General features: G+C 36.5%; 21 protein-coding genes. 11 read left to right on the top strand and 10 right to left on the bottom strand.

Going from position 1 to position 19950, the window contains the following annotated elements:
- Window positions 1–147 precede the first annotated feature (147 nt).
- Window positions 148–1068, bottom strand: coding sequence for a ribbon-helix-helix domain-containing protein (locus PL11201_RS12650; protein WP_079679129.1), 921 nt, complete (start codon window positions 1066–1068; stop codon window positions 148–150).
- Between the two features lie 627 nt (window positions 1069–1695).
- Between PL11201_RS12650 and PL11201_RS12645 the strand changes: the two genes are divergently transcribed.
- Window positions 1696–1911: a hypothetical protein gene (locus PL11201_RS12645; RefSeq protein ID WP_144017741.1), complete on the top strand. Its 216-nt coding sequence runs from the start codon at window positions 1696–1698 to the stop codon at window positions 1909–1911.
- On the opposite strand, the gene PL11201_RS12640 is transcribed toward PL11201_RS12645, so the two are convergent.
- The gene (locus PL11201_RS12640; RefSeq protein WP_079679126.1) at window positions 1889–3259 is read right to left on the bottom strand and encodes an NB-ARC domain-containing protein; all 1371 of its coding nucleotides are present in this window, start codon (window positions 3257–3259) and stop codon (window positions 1889–1891) included. The two genes, PL11201_RS12645 and PL11201_RS12640, sit on opposite strands and share 23 nt — an antisense overlap.
- A gap of 197 nt (window positions 3260–3456) precedes the next feature.
- On the opposite strand from PL11201_RS12640, the gene PL11201_RS12635 reads away from it, so the two are divergent.
- The gene (locus PL11201_RS12635; RefSeq protein ID WP_079679125.1) at window positions 3457–4929 is read left to right on the top strand and encodes a DNA methyltransferase; all 1473 of its coding nucleotides are present in this window, start codon (window positions 3457–3459) and stop codon (window positions 4927–4929) included.
- Window positions 4930–5023: 94 nt separating this feature from the next.
- On the opposite strand, the gene PL11201_RS12630 is transcribed toward PL11201_RS12635, so the two are convergent.
- Together PL11201_RS12630 and PL11201_RS12625 are read right to left on the bottom strand one after the other, a co-directional pair.
- Window positions 5024–5467 carry a PIN domain-containing protein gene (locus PL11201_RS12630; RefSeq protein ID WP_079679124.1) on the bottom strand — a complete coding sequence of 148 codons (444 nt, stop codon included), beginning with the start codon at window positions 5465–5467 and terminating at the stop codon, window positions 5024–5026.
- On the bottom strand, window positions 5454–5681 hold the full coding sequence (locus PL11201_RS12625; protein WP_079679122.1) for an antitoxin family protein: 228 nt from the start codon (window positions 5679–5681) through the stop codon (window positions 5454–5456). Before PL11201_RS12625 ends, PL11201_RS12630 begins: the two co-directional genes overlap by 14 nt.
- Before the next feature lie 132 nt (window positions 5682–5813).
- On the opposite strand from PL11201_RS12625, the gene PL11201_RS12620 reads away from it, so the two are divergent.
- Together PL11201_RS12620 and PL11201_RS12615 are read left to right on the top strand one after the other, a co-directional pair.
- Window positions 5814–6104 carry a type II toxin-antitoxin system Phd/YefM family antitoxin gene (locus PL11201_RS12620; protein WP_079679120.1) on the top strand — a complete coding sequence of 97 codons (291 nt, stop codon included), beginning with the start codon at window positions 5814–5816 and terminating at the stop codon, window positions 6102–6104.
- Window positions 6088–6414, top strand: coding sequence for a type II toxin-antitoxin system RelE/ParE family toxin (locus PL11201_RS12615; protein ID WP_079679119.1), 327 nt, complete (start codon window positions 6088–6090; stop codon window positions 6412–6414). The genes PL11201_RS12620 and PL11201_RS12615 overlap by 17 nt, the downstream gene beginning before the upstream one ends.
- A gap of 268 nt (window positions 6415–6682) precedes the next feature.
- On the opposite strand, the gene PL11201_RS12610 is transcribed toward PL11201_RS12615, so the two are convergent.
- Both PL11201_RS12610 and bchB read right to left on the bottom strand, forming a co-directional pair.
- A complete protein-coding gene (locus PL11201_RS12610; RefSeq protein ID WP_079679117.1) occupies window positions 6683–6922 on the bottom strand; it encodes a hypothetical protein in 240 nt (79 codons plus the stop codon).
- Between the two features lie 123 nt (window positions 6923–7045).
- Window positions 7046–8572 carry a ferredoxin:protochlorophyllide reductase (ATP-dependent) subunit B gene (bchB, locus tag PL11201_RS12605; protein WP_079679115.1) on the bottom strand — a complete coding sequence of 509 codons (1527 nt, stop codon included), beginning with the start codon at window positions 8570–8572 and terminating at the stop codon, window positions 7046–7048.
- A 274-nt stretch (window positions 8573–8846) separates the two neighbouring features.
- On the opposite strand from bchB, the gene PL11201_RS12600 reads away from it, so the two are divergent.
- The 4 genes from PL11201_RS12600 (at window position 8847) to PL11201_RS12585 (ending at window position 12100) form a co-directional block, all read left to right on the top strand.
- On the top strand, window positions 8847–9293 hold the full coding sequence (locus PL11201_RS12600) for a DUF29 domain-containing protein (protein ID WP_079679113.1): 447 nt from the start codon (window positions 8847–8849) through the stop codon (window positions 9291–9293).
- A gap of 93 nt (window positions 9294–9386) precedes the next feature.
- On the top strand, window positions 9387–9860 hold the full coding sequence (locus PL11201_RS12595; RefSeq protein WP_234996678.1) for a DUF29 domain-containing protein: 474 nt from the start codon (window positions 9387–9389) through the stop codon (window positions 9858–9860).
- A gap of 139 nt (window positions 9861–9999) precedes the next feature.
- Window positions 10000–11235: an ABC transporter substrate-binding protein gene (locus PL11201_RS12590; RefSeq protein WP_079679112.1), complete on the top strand. Its 1236-nt coding sequence runs from the start codon at window positions 10000–10002 to the stop codon at window positions 11233–11235.
- Between the two features lie 7 nt (window positions 11236–11242).
- Window positions 11243–12100, top strand: a complete 858-nt coding sequence (locus tag PL11201_RS12585; RefSeq protein ID WP_079679110.1) for a DUF72 domain-containing protein — start codon at window positions 11243–11245, stop codon at window positions 12098–12100.
- Between the two features lies 1 nt (window position 12101).
- On the opposite strand, the gene PL11201_RS12580 is transcribed toward PL11201_RS12585, so the two are convergent.
- The gene (locus PL11201_RS12580) at window positions 12102–13769 is read right to left on the bottom strand and encodes a glycosyl hydrolase family 28-related protein (protein ID WP_079679108.1); all 1668 of its coding nucleotides are present in this window, start codon (window positions 13767–13769) and stop codon (window positions 12102–12104) included.
- Between the two features lie 12 nt (window positions 13770–13781).
- Window positions 13782–15161: an aminopeptidase P family protein gene (locus tag PL11201_RS12575; protein WP_079679107.1), complete on the bottom strand. Its 1380-nt coding sequence runs from the start codon at window positions 15159–15161 to the stop codon at window positions 13782–13784.
- Between the two features lie 186 nt (window positions 15162–15347).
- On the opposite strand from PL11201_RS12575, the gene PL11201_RS12570 reads away from it, so the two are divergent.
- Window positions 15348–15782 carry a DUF4332 domain-containing protein gene (locus PL11201_RS12570; RefSeq protein WP_079679105.1) on the top strand — a complete coding sequence of 145 codons (435 nt, stop codon included), beginning with the start codon at window positions 15348–15350 and terminating at the stop codon, window positions 15780–15782.
- Window positions 15783–15789: 7 nt separating this feature from the next.
- Here PL11201_RS12570 and PL11201_RS12565 read toward each other — a convergent pair whose 3' ends face one another.
- Window positions 15790–16398 carry a TetR/AcrR family transcriptional regulator gene (locus tag PL11201_RS12565; RefSeq protein ID WP_079679103.1) on the bottom strand — a complete coding sequence of 203 codons (609 nt, stop codon included), beginning with the start codon at window positions 16396–16398 and terminating at the stop codon, window positions 15790–15792.
- A 290-nt stretch (window positions 16399–16688) separates the two neighbouring features.
- On the opposite strand from PL11201_RS12565, the gene PL11201_RS12560 reads away from it, so the two are divergent.
- Together PL11201_RS12560 and PL11201_RS12555 are read left to right on the top strand one after the other, a co-directional pair.
- Window positions 16689–18164 carry a M16 family metallopeptidase gene (locus PL11201_RS12560; protein WP_339394363.1) on the top strand — a complete coding sequence of 492 codons (1476 nt, stop codon included), beginning with the start codon at window positions 16689–16691 and terminating at the stop codon, window positions 18162–18164.
- A 61-nt stretch (window positions 18165–18225) separates the two neighbouring features.
- Window positions 18226–19707 carry a M16 family metallopeptidase gene (locus tag PL11201_RS12555; RefSeq protein ID WP_079679100.1) on the top strand — a complete coding sequence of 494 codons (1482 nt, stop codon included), beginning with the start codon at window positions 18226–18228 and terminating at the stop codon, window positions 19705–19707.
- Here PL11201_RS12555 and PL11201_RS12550 read toward each other — a convergent pair.
- Window positions 19666–19947, bottom strand: coding sequence for a hypothetical protein (locus tag PL11201_RS12550; protein ID WP_144017740.1), 282 nt, complete (start codon window positions 19945–19947; stop codon window positions 19666–19668). The genes PL11201_RS12555 and PL11201_RS12550 overlap by 42 nt on opposite strands.
- Between the last annotated feature and the right edge of the window lie 3 nt (window positions 19948–19950).

Genomic DNA, 19950 nt, shown 5'->3' with positions numbered 1-19950 from the left:
CCCTGTTCCCTGTTCCCTTTTTTAACTCGGTAATTTATTTTGCACAAGCACTTATTAGTTTGGGAGTTCTGTCTTTAGAGGGTGAAACCCTTGGGGGGTTTTGGGGTCAAGATGGGCATAGCCCATCCTAAATTGTTGGCTTTGATTTTAACCGTTGAAGGTACGATTTCGCCATTTAGAGAGTTGAGATTCTCCAAAGGAAGCTAACCCTTGCAGTTCTGAAACCCGTTTTTGCAAAACGTTAATTAAATCATCCTGTTCTTGCAAATAGTTTTTTAGGGCATCATAATTAGCCGTTTCTTGATGTTGAGTTTTAGTGGAAATTAAACTTGCTAATTTTTGTTCAAGAGTTGCCATTTGTGTCTTTTGAGCCGCACAGAGATATTCTAAGTTATGATAATTTTCTTCTGAAATCCCGTTAGCTAATTTTACTTCTAATTCGGCAATTCTCTCTTGTTTAACTTGCATTTGAACTAGAGCACTATTGCTTTTTTCCACTTCTTTTTCCAGGGTTTCAATACGCTGATTGAGTTGGGCTATGGTTTTTTGTTCCTGTTCTAACTGGCTTTGTAAGGCCTGGTGGGTTTCTGCGGAAATAGTTGCTGTTAATTGTTGCTCTAACTCAGGAATTCGATTTAATTGAGTCTGTAATTGAGCAATTGTTGATTCTTGTTGTTTAGAGGTTTCTTGTAAAGCCTGATACGTTTTAGGATCAATAGTTTGTGTTACCTTTTGTTCTGCTTCTTGTTTTAAGGCTTCATGGGTTTGGGCTAGTTGCTGTTTTAACTCTTGAATCGTATTGGCTTGGGCTTCAATCTGCTGTTTTAAGGTTGTATCATCGGTGGCTGGAGTTTCCGAGGACGTTTTTTCCCCCTGGGTTGGCTGATTTAACTGGGATGCTGCCAAACGTTCAAATAATTCTGATTTTGATACTCCTAATTCCTTAGCGAGTGCTTCCACCTGTTGAGCAACATCAGCCGTTAAAGAAACCGTAACTTTTACTTTGTCACTAATGGCAGAAGCGGGACGGGTAGCAGGAGTCGTGCGTTTTTTTCTATTAGTGGCCATGAGAATATATTCCTTATAAATTTCACTGAGAATGCAAGGATTTAGGATTGGGGATGTTCTATGAACTAAACCCGAAATTTAAAATCATTTATCCTAAATTAATTTGAGGGTTGTAGACTTTCCATCATGAGGGGGTCTGGCTCACTTTTGGGGAGGATAGATGTTTCTAAGGGTTTCAGCTTTCATCTGCTACTAAATTTAACCCTCTAAAGTCTTTAACGGGTGAATACCCAGTTAATACCGAGGGTTAGGTTAGATTGGGTTGTGGCGGGATGTTACAGTATCCTTTTGCCTGCTGGTTCAAAACGTTCACGCTTTGAATTCCTGTTCAACATTATCCTGCAATAGCCTACATTTAGCAGTATAGGTTGGTGCAAACACAAAAAATTGTAAATTTTGTAAAGAATGAAGAAGGTGGTCTCTGGAGCGGGTGTCGTCGCTTGCTAAGGGTGTAGGGAAGATTATAGCAATCCGTGTATGAAAAAACCATGTCGGGTAATGCTTTGGAGGAACGCCACCCCGATGATAAAATATTACCACCTCGGCGGGGATTGCTATATAATTATTAGTCTAGGCTTCTTGTGGGGACTCACCAGAATTATCAACTTATTAATTAGTGAAAAAATCATGCTAAAAACTTTCAATGCTATTTTAAAAAACAATTCTATTCAATGGCTGGATCAAACTCCAGATATCAACTTAGATAATTCAGTTGAAGTTAAAATTACTTTTTTAGAAGAAGAAATATCAACGAATCCAACTAAATCTAATGGTCAAAAAATGTCTGAAGCCTTAAATAAATTAGCAAAAATGAATAATTTTAGTTTTTACAAAAGTTTCTGACATATTCCCCAAAAACAGAAGATAATTTAAACATAATCTGATCGTGTTTTATTTTAGTTACTAAATACCGTTGTTGTAAAGATTGTAACCCATTAATTAAATCCGTTGATGATAACTCTACACTTTCTCGCAATGTTTCTCTGGATAAGGGTTGCTCAAATTGACTTAATTTTAAAACGATTTGTTGTTCAATAGGTGAAAGTCTGTGAAATAGCTGGTTAAAGTGCGATCGCATTTCTTGAGTAATGACTAATTCATTCTCAGCTAAAAACTCAGCAACATCACCATCAAATATATTTTTAATTAAAATAGCAATACTTTTTAAATAAACGGGATTTCCTTCATATAAATTAATTAAATTTAACCAAGATTCGTGATTTTTTAATCCTTTATTATTCATGATTTCCAGATCATATAAACCTGATAACTCTAAACATTTAATCGGATATAATTCGTTTTCCCAACCTTCCATTTCTGGACATTTTTCTTGACCAATTAAAATCAAACTGCTCTGATGTTCAATTTCTGTTACCAGGGTAAAAAAGTTTTGATAACTTTGATATTCCGGTTGATATTGTCCCGCAAATTGACCCGGAGTAAAGATATTCTGCACATCATCAAGGATAATTAAACATTTTTTATTAATGAGTATATCTAATAATTGTTTGACTTGATCATCTATAGTTTGTTTGTCTTCTGGTTTAATAATATTCAATAAATCCTTAACCAGCAAATCTAAAGGTTTAGGATATTTTAAACTTCTCCAGATAATAACTTCAAATTCATCTAAATTTAAATCAATAAATCTTTTAACCAAGGCGGTTTTACCCATTCCCGATAATCCTAATATTGAGATTAAACGAGTATTTTGTTTGAATATCCAATTAGAAAGGGTTTCAAGTTCTGTTTCTCGGTTATAAAAATTTATAATTTGAGGAGCTAGGGTTAAATCATATTCAGGTTTTTTGAAGTTATCAATATTAGTGCTTTGTTGATGTTCTGGCTGATTTGATGATGCGTAGTTGGGACACCAGTTGATATTATTGTTTTTAAAATTATTTTCAAAATTAACTATTTTAGCAATGCTAGAATTTGTAAATCTTTCTATAGTCCAACAAAAATTAGATTTATTAATATTTTCACCTAACTGTTCAGATAAAATTTTAAATAACTTCCTACATTCATCACCAATATAACCCTCATCATAATCATAAATGTCTGCAATTTGCTTATAAGTTTTACCTTTAAATACTTCTTCAACAATCTTTTTTTGCAAATCATCTAAATGCTTTTCTGTCTCAGTAAATACTAAGCTATCTACAAATTGTAAAATTTCTGTAACAGTCATAAAAGTTAGACGAGGTAACACTTTTCGTCATTATAACTCAATTTTATTCCAGATTATCAGGTTTTTTCAGATATTGTATTAATACTTCTTAATAAAATATCAGGTAATATCAGATATTATCCGCCATGACAAAAAATCAATTTAGTATAAAAATGATTAATCAAGTTTAACTCAAGCAAAATAATTTGCTAAAAATAATGGTTAATCAACTTTATTATGGCGATAATTTAGAAGTTTTAAGACGTTACATTAAAGATGAATCAGTTGACCTATGTTATATTGATCCTCCTTTTAATTCTAAACGCAATTATAATCAAATCTATAATAATATTGGTGGCGATGATAAAGCTCAAGCACAAGCATTTATTGATACTTGGGAATGGGATGATCACGCTATTCATGGAATAGAGGAAATTACGACTAATTATCATGGTTTATTTACTCAGCAATGTATTGATTTAATTATAGGTTTAAGGAATGTTTTAAAAACAGGAAGTTTACTTGCTTATTTAGTAAGTATGACTTTAAGGATAACAGAAATTCATCGAATTTTAAAACCTACAGGTAGTTTTTATTTACATTGTGATCCGAGTGCTAGTCATTATTTAAAGTTAATATTAGATGCTGTTTTTTGTTCTCAGGGTGGAGATTATAAAAATGAGATTATTTGGTGTTATGGTTCAGGGGGAGCTAGTAAATATCATTTTTCTAAAAAACATGATATAATACTATATTATTGTAAATCAAATAATAACTTTACTTTTAATGTTGATTTAGTAAGAGAAGCTTATTCTTCTCCAGAAAAAGTTGAACACAAAATTATCAATGGTAAAGCATATCAAAGAAAACATGAACTTGGACGTATACCTTTTGATTGGTGGCAAATACCAATTTTAACTAATACTGCGAAAGAAAGATTAGGTTATCCAACACAGAAGCCAGAAGCGTTATTAGAAAAAATAATTAAAGCCAGTTCTAACGAAAATGATATAATATTAGATGCTTATTGTGGATGTGGTACTACTGTTGCAGTTTGCCAAAGATTAGACCGAAAATGGATAGGAATTGATATTACTTATCAAAGTATTAGTTTAATTTTAAAAAGATTAGAAGATAGCTTTGGAAAAGAGGTTTTACAAACCATTAAACTCCATGGTATTCCTAGAGATATAGAAAGTGCAACAGCATTAGCAAATAAAGCAGACGATCGCACTCGAAAAGAATTTGAAAAATGGGCAATCTTAACTTATACTGATAACAAAGGAATCATTAACACTAAAAAGGGTTCAGATCAAGGTGTAGACGGAATTGCTTACTTTCAAGGGGATCAAAATGAACCTGAAAAGATAATTTTTCAAGTCAAATCAGGAAAAGTAAAATCAGGAGATATCCGAGATTTAATAGGAACAATGACCCTAGAAAATGCCAGTATAGCCATATTTATAACTTTAGAAAATCCCACTAAAGATATGATCAAAACGGCAAAATCTGCTGGTTTTTATCAGAGTAAATTTATGAGTCAAAGTTGTGATAAGATTCAAATTGTTACAGTACAAGATATTATTGAAAATCAAAAAAGATTAAATATTCGTTTGAGTTTTGAAGTTGTTAAAAGTGCTGATAAACAAAAAGAAGTGAAAGTTAATCAGATGGAGTTATTTGATAATTAGTGTAGGAGTGTTGAAGGTGCGATCACTTTTTATTCTAGGATAATTGAGGGTGCGATCGCTTCTTGGGGTGTAAGGGAGTTAGGAGTGCGATCGCTCATTTTAAATCTCTGAATGGATTGATAATCTGTAAACTATCTTCGATGATTAAACTATCTTGCATATCTTCTGAATATAGAACAGTTATATCGCCTAAAATTGCACTAGCAATGATTATACTATCCCAAAAAGAAAATAAATAGCAATCCCGCAATTTTACAGCATACTGAATTGTTGCAAAGGAAACAGGTAAAATTTCACAGCCCGATCCCAAATCCTCAATTAGACTTTGAATCTGTGAATTATCAAATTTGGCTTTGCGAATTAAATTTGAGCAGACTTCATTGACAACCTGCGTGCTAATAACTAGGTTTTCTTGACTGGTAATACTTGTAGCTATTTGTTGTTTTGCTCTAGCATCTGAATCATTAGGATTAACGATAAAACGATAGAGCCAAATATTAGAATCAACAAAAAAACGTTGAGGTTTACCAACGCTCATTCGCTTCCTCTCTTGTCAAGGAATGAAAGTTAGGAATCACAATAGGATTTGCTGTTAGTTTAGCAATAATTCCCGTTGTAGGAAAGCCTTTCATTTTTTTCATAGATTCCGATTCTATAATCAGTTTTACGGTTTGACCTTCTGTTAATTGAAAATCAGCTAAGGGGCGAAAAACCCCGTTTTCAAAAATTGCATCAAAACTTTGTTGTTGCATAATGAATTAGGTGATTATTTAACTGCTTTCTATTGTAACCTATTTTATTGTAGGGTTGTTGAGGGTGCGATCGCTTTTGCTATTTTGTGCTAACATTAAATTTAATGCAAATTTAGTGCTAAGTCCCCAACCATGATTAATCTAAATCGAGATATTCAATCCCTCTCAACCTTTAAACGGAATACCAATGAAATGATTACCCAGATGAAAGAAACAGGTAATCCTATCGTTTTAACTATTAATGGGAAAGCCGAATTAGTAGTACAAGATGCTGGATCTTATCAAAAATTACTAGATTTTATCGAGAAATTAGAAACTATTATTGGGATTAAAAAAGGATTAGAAGATATAGCAACAGGTGACACACAACCCCTAAATCAATTCATCGAAGAAATGCAGCATAAACATGGAATTTCAAGTTAAATTAACCCAGAATGCTAAACTGGAAATAGAATCTGCTTATCTTTGGTTAAAAAATCTTAACCATAATTATGCTGATCAATGGTTTAGAGATTTAATGAATACTATTGCTACTTTGCAATATAAGCCTAAACGTTTTGCTTTAGCTAGAGAAAACGATGATTTTCCTGAAGAAATCAGACAAATTATTTATGGGAAATCAAGGAATAAATACCGGATTATTTTCACCATTCGAGAGAATATCGTTTATATTATTTATCTTCGTCATAGCGCACAATCTTCAATTACTTTTAATCCCCTTGATTTGGAGTAAAATTATTAATGCGATCGCTTTTTATTTTAGGGTTGTTTAGGGTGCGATCACTATATAACACCTCCAACAAAACTTTAACTTATCACTCTACCCAATTCTATAAATTTAATCATTCAACTCTCAATCAATCACTGTCAGTCGTGTTGATGAACAAAAAATGGTGCGTGGGGCAAATTGTTAATTATTGGATTTCCCAATAAATTAATTACGCCTTACGCACCCTACAAATTATGGGAGCAATAATATGGATGGGGACTTTATTTTGACCTTAATCCTCATCCCAATAAGATTGGTTATAACCGAGTTTTGTTGCTGCATCACGTTCCTTTTCGGTTAATTCCTCCCAATATTTCTCATTAGAATCGGGAGCGTCAGAGTCTTCTTCCCAACTGGCTTGATTCCAGCCTAAAGTAGCCCACAACGCTTGCTCATCGTTGTTCAGATCTGTCCAACTTAAATCATCCCAAGTGTCCCCTGGATTCCCTAAAATTTTCCGAATATTTGACATACATTACCTCTTATAAATTATGTCGAAACAACACTAAGTTAACCCAAACTGGCTGAGTACAAAAATTCGGGGTTGCTTTAATTTAGATTGTAACAAAAAAGGTGGGCATAGCCCACCCTAAAATTAAGCTCCTACGGCTTCTTTGGCCGCATACATCACTTCTAAGGAAATTTCGTTTAAACCTCGTTCACGGGCAAATTTTTCGGTATTGCGTTTAACTTTACCGCGCACAAACCCAGGAATTTTATTCAGTTCGGTTTGAGCTTCTCTTGTCCAATTCAAATCAGAACCCGCCGAAATTCCTTTGGTAATCACTTCTTTGGTATCATGTCCACCAAAGATTTCCAAGAGGTGATCTTCCATTCCCAAGGTAAAGGAATTATAGATTAAATCGGTAATTTGATTGGTTCCTTCATAGCCTAAAAATGGTTTATAACCAATGGGGAAATTCTGAATATGAATCGGAGATGCAATCACACCACAGGGAATATCTAAACGTTTCCCAACGTGGCGTTCCATTTGGGTTCCAAAAATAGCAGAAGGTTCAATCCGGGCAATCATATCTCCAATTTGACCGTTATCTTCACTAATCAGAACTTCATCGCAATATTCACTGACTTGTTCCTTGAACCAATCACCATCATATTTGCAATAGGTTCCGGCACAAACGACATGAATTCCCATTTCTCGCGCCAGAATTTTTGTCATCGCGGCGGCGTGGGTATTATCCCCAAAGACAACGGCTTTTTTTCCGGTTAAATTCTGACAGTCAATGGAACGGGAAAACCAAGCGGCTTGAGACACATACAGGGTTTGATTATCAATATATTCACTATAATCAACATTCGCCCCTTGAGCATTAATTACTTGTTGAATTTTGCGAATACAACGGGCGGTTTCCACCACTCCCATCGGCGTAATATCAACTATAGGTGTCCCAAATTCTTCTTCTAAATACTTGGCTGCCATTAACCCTAATTCTCGATAGGGAACCAGGTTAAACCAAGCGCGAGGCAGGTTTTTTAAGTTGTGAACCGATGCCCCTTCGGGAATCACTTCATTAACTTCAATTCCTAAATCTACCATTAGCCGTTTTAATTCGGTGCAGTCATGGTGGTGATGGAAACCGAGGGTAGAGATTCCAATAATATTAACGGAAGGTTTTGCGGTTTTGCCTTCAGGAATATCGCCTTTTTTCTTGGCTTTTTCCAGATAAAACTGAACCACTTGTTGTAATGTCCGGTCAGCCGCTTGCAATTCATTAAAGCGATAATGATTAACGTCCGCTAACATGACATCGCCTTTAGCATCGAGTTGGGCGCGTTCCACAAAATTGTGTAAATCTTCTTGTAAAATACTGGAAGTACAGGTAGGAGTTAATAAAATTAAATCGGGATGTTCTTCTCGATCTTTTCTAACAATATTGTCAACCACTTTTTCTTGGGAACCCCGGGCTAAAACGTTCCGGTCTACGACACTAGCGGTCACAGGTGTATAGTCTCGTTCCCTTTCTAACATAGACCGCATGACGTTGAAGTAGTCATCTCCTAAAGGGGCGTGCATGATGGCGTGAACGTTTTTGAAGGAACTGGCAATTCTCAGGGTACCAATATGGGCGGGGCCAGCATACATCCAATAAGCTAATTTCATAGCGTGTTTCTCCGTTGATAGGTGATGAGGACAGCTTGTTTTATGTTCTCAGAAATTGTGCCAATCGCTAGGAGTATTTATACATAGCGATCGCAATTTAATCTCTATTTTAGAATTCATTTTGACACTAAAACAATAATAACATTGTTTAACTGTAATGATTCTTAAATTTTAAGCAATATTTTGTTAAATTAAATAGAAATGTTAAGTTGAGTTCCCAAAACTTGACATAAAATTAAAAGTATGATCTCAGTTATTTTTTGTTGAGGTAAAAATGAGAACATCAGAAGATTGGGAATGGTTGGCGGCGAGTTCTGAATATTTAGCCGCGGTGGCCGTTCAAGAGTTATTAGAGGAGCAAAAATTAATGGAAGCCGGAGAAGGGTTAGCGGTTTTAATTGAATCCATGGGAAAATCAAAGAAATTAGCTTTAAAAAGTCAATTAACCCGGTTAATGATGCACATTATTAAATGGAAATGTCAACCGGAAAAACGGACTTCCAGTTGGGAAACTACGATTATTTCCACCAGAGATGAAATTGCTGATATTCAGGAGGAAGTTCCCAGTTTAAATCGAAACTACCTTGAATCAATTTGGGAAACTTCTTTTAAAAAAGCCATCAGACAAGCAGAAAGTGAAATGGGAAAGAAATGTCAATTAACTGCCTTATCTTGGCAGGAGGTATTTGAGGAAGAATATACTTTATTTGATTATAATTAAACTTATAGCAAGAGGCAATAGGGAATAGGCAATGGGCAATAGGTAAATACTTACTGTGAGCAGCTTTTAGCTTTTAAGAATGTCCTAATAGATGTGGCGACTGCTATAGAAGTTATTATGGAAACTGGAAAAGATTGGGAATGGTTGGCGGCGAGTTCTGAATATTTAGCCGCGATCGCAATTCAAGAGTTATTAGAGGAGCAAAAATTTATGGAAGCCGGATCTGGGTTAGCGGTTTTAATTGAATCTATGGGAAAATCCAAGAAATTAGCTTTAAAAAGTCAGTTAACCCGGTTAATGATGCACATTATTAAATGGAAATGTCAACCGAAAAAACGGAGTGGTAGTTGGTCTATTAGTATTCGTTCAGCGCGTCAAGAAATTGCTGATATTCAAGAAGAAGTTCCCAGTTTAAACCAAAATTTTATTGATTCAATTTGGGAACAATGTTTTCAACGGGCTGTCAAGGATGCTGAGGATGAAATGGGAAAAAAAATCTCATTAATATCTTTATCTTGGCAAGAAGTATTTGAAGAAAAATACACTTTATTTGATGATTATAATTAAATGTAGTGCGAGCGTCATCGCTTACTGATTTTACAACCCTACTCTAAATATCCACTTGTCTACAATTAAAAATAGTTGTATAATTCAGATTATCTCTTGAGTTAAAAACAACTCACTATTTTTATATAATTTTACTGCCATGATTAAAAGAAAACAATTTATCCCTCTATTGTTATCAGGAATAACCGGGGCTTTAGTATTAGCCTGTAGTCCCTCTCAACCTTCGGGAAATAACACCGCTTCCAATCCTAATTCCACGACAAATACCGTTGAAAATTCTAAAGGAATTCCGATTGGAGTCGTTCTCGCCCAAACCAGTAACGCCGCCTTATTAGGACAAGAACAGGTGATTGGCGCCAAAATGGCTGAACAATATTTTAATCAACAAGGAGGCGTGAATGGAACCCCAATTAAATTAGCCCTTCAAGATGGGGGAGGCGATGAACAAAGTGCAATTAATGCCTTTAATACCCTAATTACTCAACAGAAAGTTGTCGGCATTTTAGGCCCTTCTTTATCTCAACAAGCCTTTGCCGCTGACCCCATTGCAGAGCGGGCAAAAGTTCCGGTTTTGGGCCCTTCTAATACCGCGAAGGGAGTGCCTCAAATTGGTGATTATATTGCCCGGGTTTCTGCCCCGGTTGCAGTTGTCGCCCCGAATGCTGTAAAAGCGGCATTAAAAATCAATCCTGATATTAAAAAAGTAGCGGTTTTCTACGCTCAAAATGATGCCTTTAGTAAATCAGAAACCGAGACTTTTCAACAAACAGTTAAAGATTTAAACCTGGATTTGGTGACAGTTCAAAAGTTCCAAACCACCGACACCGATTTTCAAAATCAAGCCACCGCTACGATTAACTTAAACCCAGATTTAATTATTATTTCGGGACTGGCTGCGGATGGAGGAAATTTAATCAAACAGTTACGACAATTGGGCTATCAAGGATTAATTATTGGAGGGAATGGTTTAAATACCTCTAATATTTTTTCCGTCTGTCAAAAAGAATGTGATGGAGTAATTATTGCCCAAGCCTATAGTCCTGAAATTGATAATCCGATTAATAAAACCTTTCGGGAAACCTACGCAGCCCAAAATAAAAAAGAACCTCCGCAATTTACCGCCCAAGCCTTCGCCGGAGTTCAAGTCTTTGTGGATGCTTTAAAAGCGGTTGACCAGAAAAATAAACTCGATAGTTTATCCTTAGAACAGGTAAGAGAACAATTAAATCAAGCAATTTTATCGGGAAAATATGAAACGGTTTTAGGTAATATTGCTTTTACTCCCGAAGGTGAAGTGGTGCAAGAAAAGTTTTATGTTGCCCAAATTAAAATGGATGAAACGGGAAAAAATGGTAAGTTCACCTATTTAAAATAGAAAAAAAATGGGTCACTTTTATTTAGGCTGTGCGGTTTGGTCGTATAAAAATTGGGTGGGAGAATTATATCCTTTAGGAAGTCGTCCGGCGGATTTTCTCTCCCTCTATAGTCGTCGCTTTACCGCAGTAGAAGGAAATACTACATTTTATGCCATTCCTAATGCAGAAACGGTAACTCGTTGGATACAACAAACACCATCGGATTTTAAATTTTGTTTAAAATTACCCCAGGAATTAACCCATCAAGGGTCACTAAACCTGGCTATTCCAGGGGCGTTAAAGTTTGTTGAACAAATGCAGTGTTTAGGAACTCGTTTCGGCCCTATTTTTGCTCAATTACCGCCGAGTTATTCTCCCCATTTATTAGAAGATTTGCAAGATTTTCTTCAAGTTTGGCCGCATCAAATCGTGCCTTTAGCAGTAGAAGTGCGTCATCCCGATTGGTTTCAGCCAGATAATTTTAAGCGGTTAAAACAGCTTTTAGAATCCTTTAATGTTGGACGAGTGATTTTAGATTCCCGTCCTATTTATAGCGGTGAGGATGACCCGCAACTACATTCAGAACGAAAAAAACCTCAAGTTCCGGTAGAATTTAGTGTCACAGCTTCCTTGGCTTTAATTCGGTTTATTTCCCATCCTCAATTATCGAGGAACCAACCCTTTTTAGAAGATTGGATTACACCGATTCATCATTGGTTAAATCAGGGCAAAGATGTTTATTTCTTTGTGCATTGTCCTTTGGAGGAGCGATCGCCTTCTACGGCAAAATATGTGCAACAATTGTTAGAATCCCATCATCTGCCCATTTCTCCCCTACCCTGGAATCAGTTGGAACCCATCCCCACCCAATTAACATTATGGTAAATTAGCGTAACGGAAAACAGGGTTGAGTATTAAATCCCGAGTTATTATTAACTTCAATGGAACAAGAATACTCTAGTTTTCCGCTTTGGTTTCCTCTATTTCCTGAAATTTCATTCCCCTGACCGCCTAAACTGGCTTTCACCAGAATATTCCCAGAAACTTGATTATTAATAATTTTAACCTGATTCATTCCATAGGGTTGATTATTTGTATCTGCCATGACAAAAATATCAGAATTCAGGACTTGATTATTTTCAATAGTTGTATGATTAATTTCTTGAACTTTATAGAGTCCAATATAAGCATTTCCCTGATTGTTTTTAATCATAACATTTTTAACCGTTGTTCCCCCACAACATTCTTGCATTAACATCCCTTCTCCATCCACACTTAAATATTTTGTATCTCCAATTTGATGTCGATAAACTTGATAATTATTCCCCTCAACTAAAACATTCCATCCTGAAAAGTCAATTCCTCTATTTTCTAAGGTAACTGCCCCCGTTGCTTCTCGAGTACCCGTGGGGTCTGTCCACCATTTTTTATTGGGTTGGTCTTGAATATCATTATTTTGGATAATTAAACCATCTCCCGCCGCATGAATTCCCACTCGCATGGTATGGTAAACCCAATTATCTCGAATCACAATGCCTTTTCTAAAAAGTCCGGGTTCAGTGGTGGGAGTCCCAGCTAATTTAAACCCGCCTTGTTTCCCACCTCTATTAACAACAATTCCATAATGATTGCTATAATTAAAGGGAACTTTACTACCCTCTTGATAGGTTAAAATTGTCTTTTTATCTTTGGACTGTAACTTGTATCCAGGTTGTTCATAATTATCAGTAATATTATCATTAATTCGATTATTAGCAACTAAAATATTTTCATACCCAGTAAGTTCAATATTAGAAGCAAAGCGATGACTATAGCGTTGCCAAGGGTTCTGAAATTCGAGTTTTGGAACTTGTGGGTCGGGTTTTGCTACGTTATTACTACGAACCCCAAAAATGATAATATTACTATTTTTATGGGTATCTATATTTCCCACAATATTAATTGCAGCCCGATTAATCTCTAGGTTAATAATTCCAATATTGCTATCTTGGTCGGGGGTCAAGGTTTGAATACTTTTGAAGGCGGTTTCATTCGGGGTTCCGTCTCCTGAAAGTTGGGGTTCATATTTAGGAAAAACTAATTTTGAGGAGGGATTATAATTACTGGCTTTTGCCGATTTAACCGCAGGAGTTTCTCCGCGAATGACTACACCAGACCTAAGTTTTATGCTATCATTAAAAACATAGGTTCCTGATGGAAAATAAACTATTCCTCCACCATGCTTAAAGGCTGCATCTCGCGCAGCATTGAACTGTTCTACTAAATTTGAACCGGAGAAATCTTTAATATTATAAACACAATTCCACTGGATTTTATTAACCCAGGTAGGGGCGAGGAAACCTCGCCCACTGTTGCCATAAAAAGTTGCAATCGCATTATCCTTTTCGCCTCCCTTGGGACTCCCACAGTCAGCTAAACCAATCGGGGATTCTGTTGTAAGAGTATTAGATAAAAATAGGGTTGTAAAGGCATAACCAGCTACGGTTAATCCCATAACAATTAGAGTTCCCAGGAAAAAAATAATAAACCGTTTAATTCGTTGTTGACTCAGCATAAATTCACTCCATTAATTTTTAACTAAATCTTCTATCTCCTGAATAGATGTGGGTAAACTTTTGGTTAAAATTTCTGTTCCTGTTTCCGTGACTAAGACATCATCTTCTATTCTAATGCCTCGAACATCAGCAAACTGTTCTAAACGTTCCCAATTAACAATATTTTGATATTGTTCTCGATTTTTAGGATCATTTAAAATAGCCGGAACTTGATAAAAACCTGGTTCTATTGTTACTAACATTCTGGGTTTTAAGGGACGATTTAACCGCAGAAAACACCAGCCAAACCGTTGACTTCTCACCCGTCCCAGTTCATATCCAGCTAAATCTCCCAAATCCTCCATGTCATGCACATCTAACCCTAATAAATGCCCGATTCCGTGAGGAAAAAATAAGGCATGGGCATCCTGTTCTACTAAATCCTCGGGATTCCCTCTTAATATTCCTAAATCTACTAATCCTTCGGCAATTATTGTTGCGGCAATTCGATGAATCTCTTGATATTCTATCCCTGGTTTGATAGAATTAATACAGCTATCATGAGCCTTTAAAACCACTTCATAAATATCTCGTTGCGTCGGGGAAAATATTCCCGAAACTGGCCAAGTTCGAGTAATATCCGCCGCCCATCCCATCGCCGTTTCTGCCCCCACATCAGCTAATAGTAAATCCCCTGGTCGTAAGGGATTATGATAATGTTGATTATGTAAAACTTCTCCCTGTATTGTCACAATACTATTATAGGAACAGGTCATATTATGACTAATAATTACCCCTTCCATCGCCCCGCGAACCTCCGCTTCTAACCGGGCTGTTTTTGTTACTTGCATCCCCCTTTTATGGGCTTTAATACTAACTTTTGTGGCTTGGCGTAACTCCTGTAACGCCAAATCATCATGGGTTAGACGCAAATAAATAATTGCCTGTGTTAATTCTAAATCAATTCCTTCGGGCTCTTGTGCTGATCTCAAAGGACAATTCAATAATTGACGTTGTTCGTTGGCAGTAATGGGATTTTGTACCACAATAGTCGCCGCATCTTCAAGATGATTAGATAATTCTGATAAGGGATAGGAAATATCTGCACCCATGAGTTCTGCAATTTGATTTCTGTGGGGGATTTCGACATGCCAAAGGGTACTACCTTGGGGGGCATCATCCATAAATAATTCTAAGCGACCTTCATACAAACGAATCGCTGCATTTTCTAAGGGAAATCCGGCAAAATAAAGAAAATGACTACTGGCACGAAAGGGATAAATATTAGCGGGAAAATTGCGAGAACTGGCACAACCCGACCACAAAATCGCCGGAAAATCAATTAAATAGCTGAGTTTTTGGCGTCGTTGGCGAAGGGTATCAATCAGAAATTGGGAATAATTAAATAACATGATTAAATCGAAATTTGGGTGATTTTAATTTAAGCGATGGTAGTGCTAGTATCATCGTTATCTCAAGTATAGGGTTTAAATCCTTAACAGCCTACCCTGAATTTTAGAAAAAAATAGGTTAGAATCAAACAGCACAAATTGAGGAGGATTAGACCGCCTCAACCTGAAACTAACAATAGCAAAACGATGACATCTTTTAAACCCAACTCCCATAACTCTATTCAAGGGGTTGATTGGCCGATTTCTCAACTGCCGGGCTTGAATTCGGACAATCAAACCCAATTAAACAATTATGGCATTAAAACCACCAGTCAACTGTTAAAACAAGGCAAAACTCCAGCCGAAAAAATGATTTTAGCCAATTTGCTCCAGATTAATATTAGAGATATTAACAAATGGATAGCAATGGCGGACTTAGCTAGAATTCCTGGCGTCGGTTGTCAATATTGTGGACTTTTGCTTCATGCGGGGGTGAGTTCAGTCAACCATTTAACCAAATTACCAATTCATCGTTTACATCAACAAATATTACGCTTTTATGTCGTTAATTTACAGCGTCGAGATCTATGTCCATCTGTTAATAAAATTCAAGAATGGGTACAACAAGCAAAATTTTTGTAATCTGTTTTTATTCTTTTGCTAACACTCCATTCAAGAAAATATCGGCTAATCCTTCAGCCATTTCTTTCATTTCTTGGGGGGAAGCATTGGGTTCAAGGAGAGTATTATAACTAAATCCGGCGATCGCAAACATTCCTAAAAAAACTTGGGCAACAATTTTAGGATTCATCGGACGATAAACTCCTTTTTGGATTGCCGTTTCAAAAAAAGCCTCGGTTACATCGATCATTTTATTAATAATTTCTGATTGAAGGCGATCGCGTAATTCTGGATGAAACTGAGCTTCTAAAAAACAAATTCGCATGATATCTGCATTTTTCTGTAGATTAATTAGACGTCGATGTAACAATTGTGCCACGGCTTTATAGTTACTCATCTCACTCAATTCTGTTAGTAAATCCGTTAAAATTTCCACCCATCCCTCAATCACAATGGCAGTCAAAATCGCTTTTTTATTAGCAAAATGTCGAAACAAAGTAGCTTCGGCGACCCCGGCGGCCGTCGCTAAATCACGAGTAGTGGTACTATCATAGCCTTTCTGGGCAAATAACCCCCGGGCTGCCAGTAGAATCTGGTTTTCTAATTCCGATGCTGTAGAGGAATGGAGATGCGACATAACTTTATTTATCTTATGTGGCTCTAATTTGAGCCTATCATTCATCTGGGAAGACTGATCGGAAACGATATAACTCTTAATGCTTTGATATTTTTTACGGTTAAAATTCTGATTTTGTGATATTTTAAGATAGATTAGACCTTAGTTGTTCTCGCATTTTTGTCAAGTTATACCGCTAAAAACCTATGTTTTGGGATTATTTTTTCCGAGGGAAACAAAGAACTCACAAACTATCCCCTGTGGGGAAACGTTTGTCCGTTGTGCTGTTAAGTCTATGTTTATTTTGGGTAATGGGATTTCAAGCCGTTTGGGGAGATGAAATTGCCCCTGCAAATTCTTCAATTCAACCGTATTTAAAACGAGTGCAGCGAGAAATTACCGAATTTACTCTTGATAATGGCATGAGATTTATTGTCTTAGAAAGACATCGAGCACCGGTTATTTCTTTCTTAATTTATGCCGATGTTGGAGGAGCCAATGAACCCGACGGACAAACGGGAGTCGCCCATTATTTAGAACATTTAGCTTTTAAAGGAACTCAACATATTGGTACAACCAATTATCAAGCCGAACAACCTCTTTTAGAAAAGCAAGATCAGATTTTTGCACAAATTAAACAAGCTAAAGCCGAAGGAAACCAGGAAAAATTAAAACAATTAATCATTGATTTAGAAACAGTAAGTCGCGAAGCCAATCAATATGTCAAGCAAAATGAGTTTGGTAGAATTGTAGAACAAGCTGGAGGTGTAGGACTCAATGCCACAACCTCCGCCGATGCTACCTCTTATTTTTATAGCCTTCCTGCTAACAAATTAGAACTGTGGATGTCCCTAGAATCTGAGCGATTTTTAGAACCCGTATTTCGGGAATTTTACAAAGAAAAACAGGTCATTTTAGAAGAACGTCGCTTGCGAACAGAAAATTCTCCCATTGGTCAAATGATCGAGGCATTTTCCGCCACAGCATTCAAAGCTCATCCCTACCGTCGTCCTGTGATTGGCTATGTACAAGACTTAGAAAATTTAACTCGTGAAAATGTTAAAAATTTCTTTGAAACCTACTATGTTCCTAATAATTTAACCGTAGCAATTGTTGGGGATGTTAACCCCACGGAAGTCAAACGTTTAGCAGAAATTTATTTTGGTCGTTATCCCGCCAGACCGAAACCCCCTGAATTGAATATTATTGAGCCACCTCAAACCGAAACTAGGGAAGTGACTTTAACCTTAAAAACTCAACCTTGGTATTTGGAAGGGTATCCCAGTCCGGCGGCTAATCATCCTGATTCTGTGATTTATGATATGATTTCCAGTCTTCTGAGTGATGGTCGAACTTCTCGTTTGTATAAATCCTTAGTTGAAGAACAACAAATTGCTTTAACCGCCCAAGGATCAAGTGGATATCCGGGTAATAAATACACCAATTTAATGTTATTTTATGCCATGCCCGCACCCGGTCATACCGTTGATGAAGTGGCAATTTCCCTCCGCAAAGAAATTGAACGACTGAAAACAGAATTGGTGTCTGAAACCGAATTAGACAGGGTTAAAACTCAAGCTAAAGCCAGTTTGTTAAGATCCTTAGATTCTAATATGGGAATGGCATTTGCTTTAGTGGGATATGAAGTCAAAACTGGATCTTGGATCAACTTATTTGAGGAATTAGAAAAAATTGATGCCATTACTCCCCAAGATATTCAACGGGTGGCTCAAGACGTATTTATTCCGCAAAAACGCACCATTGGCCGCCTATTATCCGAGGAATAAACTTTAACATCACCTAATTTTATCCTGACTCATTCTATCTTGATTAACCTTTCCATTCACTATGTTGACTTTGAAAACCCTAAACTTGAAAAAATCCACACTTTTTTTGGCTGGATTATTGCTAACGACCTTCTTTTTTACCGCGTTTAGCCATATTCCGGCAATTGCTTCTACGCCCAAACATTACACCGATTTAACTTTTTCTCCCTTACCAACCCTTAAACTTCCTGATTATGAACGCTATCAATTAGACAATGGAATTACAGTTTATTTAGTCGAAGATCATGAACTTCCCTTAGTAGGAGGAAGTGCGTTATTTCACACCGGAGATCGATTTGAACCTGCGGATAAGGTGGGTTTAGCAAGTATTACCGCCGAGGTGATGCGAAATGGAGGAACTCGTCAACATTCCGGCGATCAATTGAATCAATTATTAGAACAAAAAGCCGCCTCCGTTGAAGCCGGAATTTCTACAACTTCTGGTAGTGTTGGATTTTCAGGATTAACAGAAGATTTAGACTTGGTGTTTGGATTGTTTACGGATGTTATTCGCAATCCCCTGTTTCCGCAGGATCAATTAGACTTAGCAAAAACTCAAGCTAAAGGCGGAATTGCCCGTCGGAATGATAACCCAGGAGACATTGCTTCACGGGAGTTTGTTAAGGTGATTTATGGTGCAGATAGTCCCTACGCCCGCATCGCAGAATATGCCACCTTGAATAATATTAAGCGTGAGAGTTTAGTTGATTTTTATGAAAAATATTTTCATCCTGAAACTATGATTTTGGGAATTGTAGGGGATTTTGATCGAGCAAAAATGAAGGCGTTAATTGATGAAAAATTAGGAACTTGGAAACCGAGTCAAAAAGCCGTTATCCCTCCCCTTCCTGCGGTTTCTCAAGCTAATTTGGGCGGTATTTTCTTTGTTGATCAACCGCAACTTAATCAAAGTTATGTGGAAATGGGTCATTTAGGCGGGTTATTAAATGATCCCGATTATCCCAAATTGGCGGTTATGAATGGGGTGTTAAACGGGTTCGGTGGACGGTTATTTAATAATCTGCGATCGCGCCAAGGGTTAGCCTATTCTGTTTATGGATATTGGGGTGCAAGTTATGATTATCCCGGGGTTTTTAATGCCGGAGGACAAACCCGTTCTGAAGCAACAGTTCCATTCATTCAAGGGGTTAAAACTGAAATTGAACGGTTAAAAAAAGAACCAATTAAGTTGGAAGAATTAACCTATGCAAAAGAATCTACCTTGAATTCTTTTATTTTCAAGTTTGAAGATCCGGCTCAAACTTTATCCCGTTTAATGCAGTATGAATATTATGGCTATCCCAAAGATTTTATCTTTGATTATCAACGTCAAGTCCAAGCAACAACCATCGAAGATGTTCAACGAGTCGCTCAACAATATCTTAATTTCGACAAGTTGGTGATTTTAGTTGTCGGAAATAAAGCGTTGATTAGTCCAGATTTAAGTAGTTTAGATAATCAATCAAAAGTCACTACAATTGATGTGACAATTCCGGGTAGTTAATGTTAATATAAGGTGGGTTTTACCCACCTTAATCTCGTATAAGTCAAAATCTAAACTTTCTTTAATCTCAACATCATCATCATATCGTTCAATTATAAGACTTTTAGCAATTTCAGCAAAGTCAGAATCATCCTGAAAAACACCCGCAAATTTCAACCAAGGGTTTTCCAATTGTTGAGTAGATACTTCTTCAATTTCAAAAGGAATAATTTCTAGTTTATCAGAATAAGTATACAACAACGT

It is taken from the genome of Planktothrix sp. PCC 11201, from assembly GCF_900009135.1.
In the GTDB taxonomy this organism is placed as follows: Bacteria; Cyanobacteriota; Cyanobacteriia; order Cyanobacteriales; family Microcoleaceae; genus Planktothrix.
The sequence above is the reverse complement of the archived record's forward strand: the minus strand, read 5'-3'. Positions and strand labels throughout refer to the sequence as shown.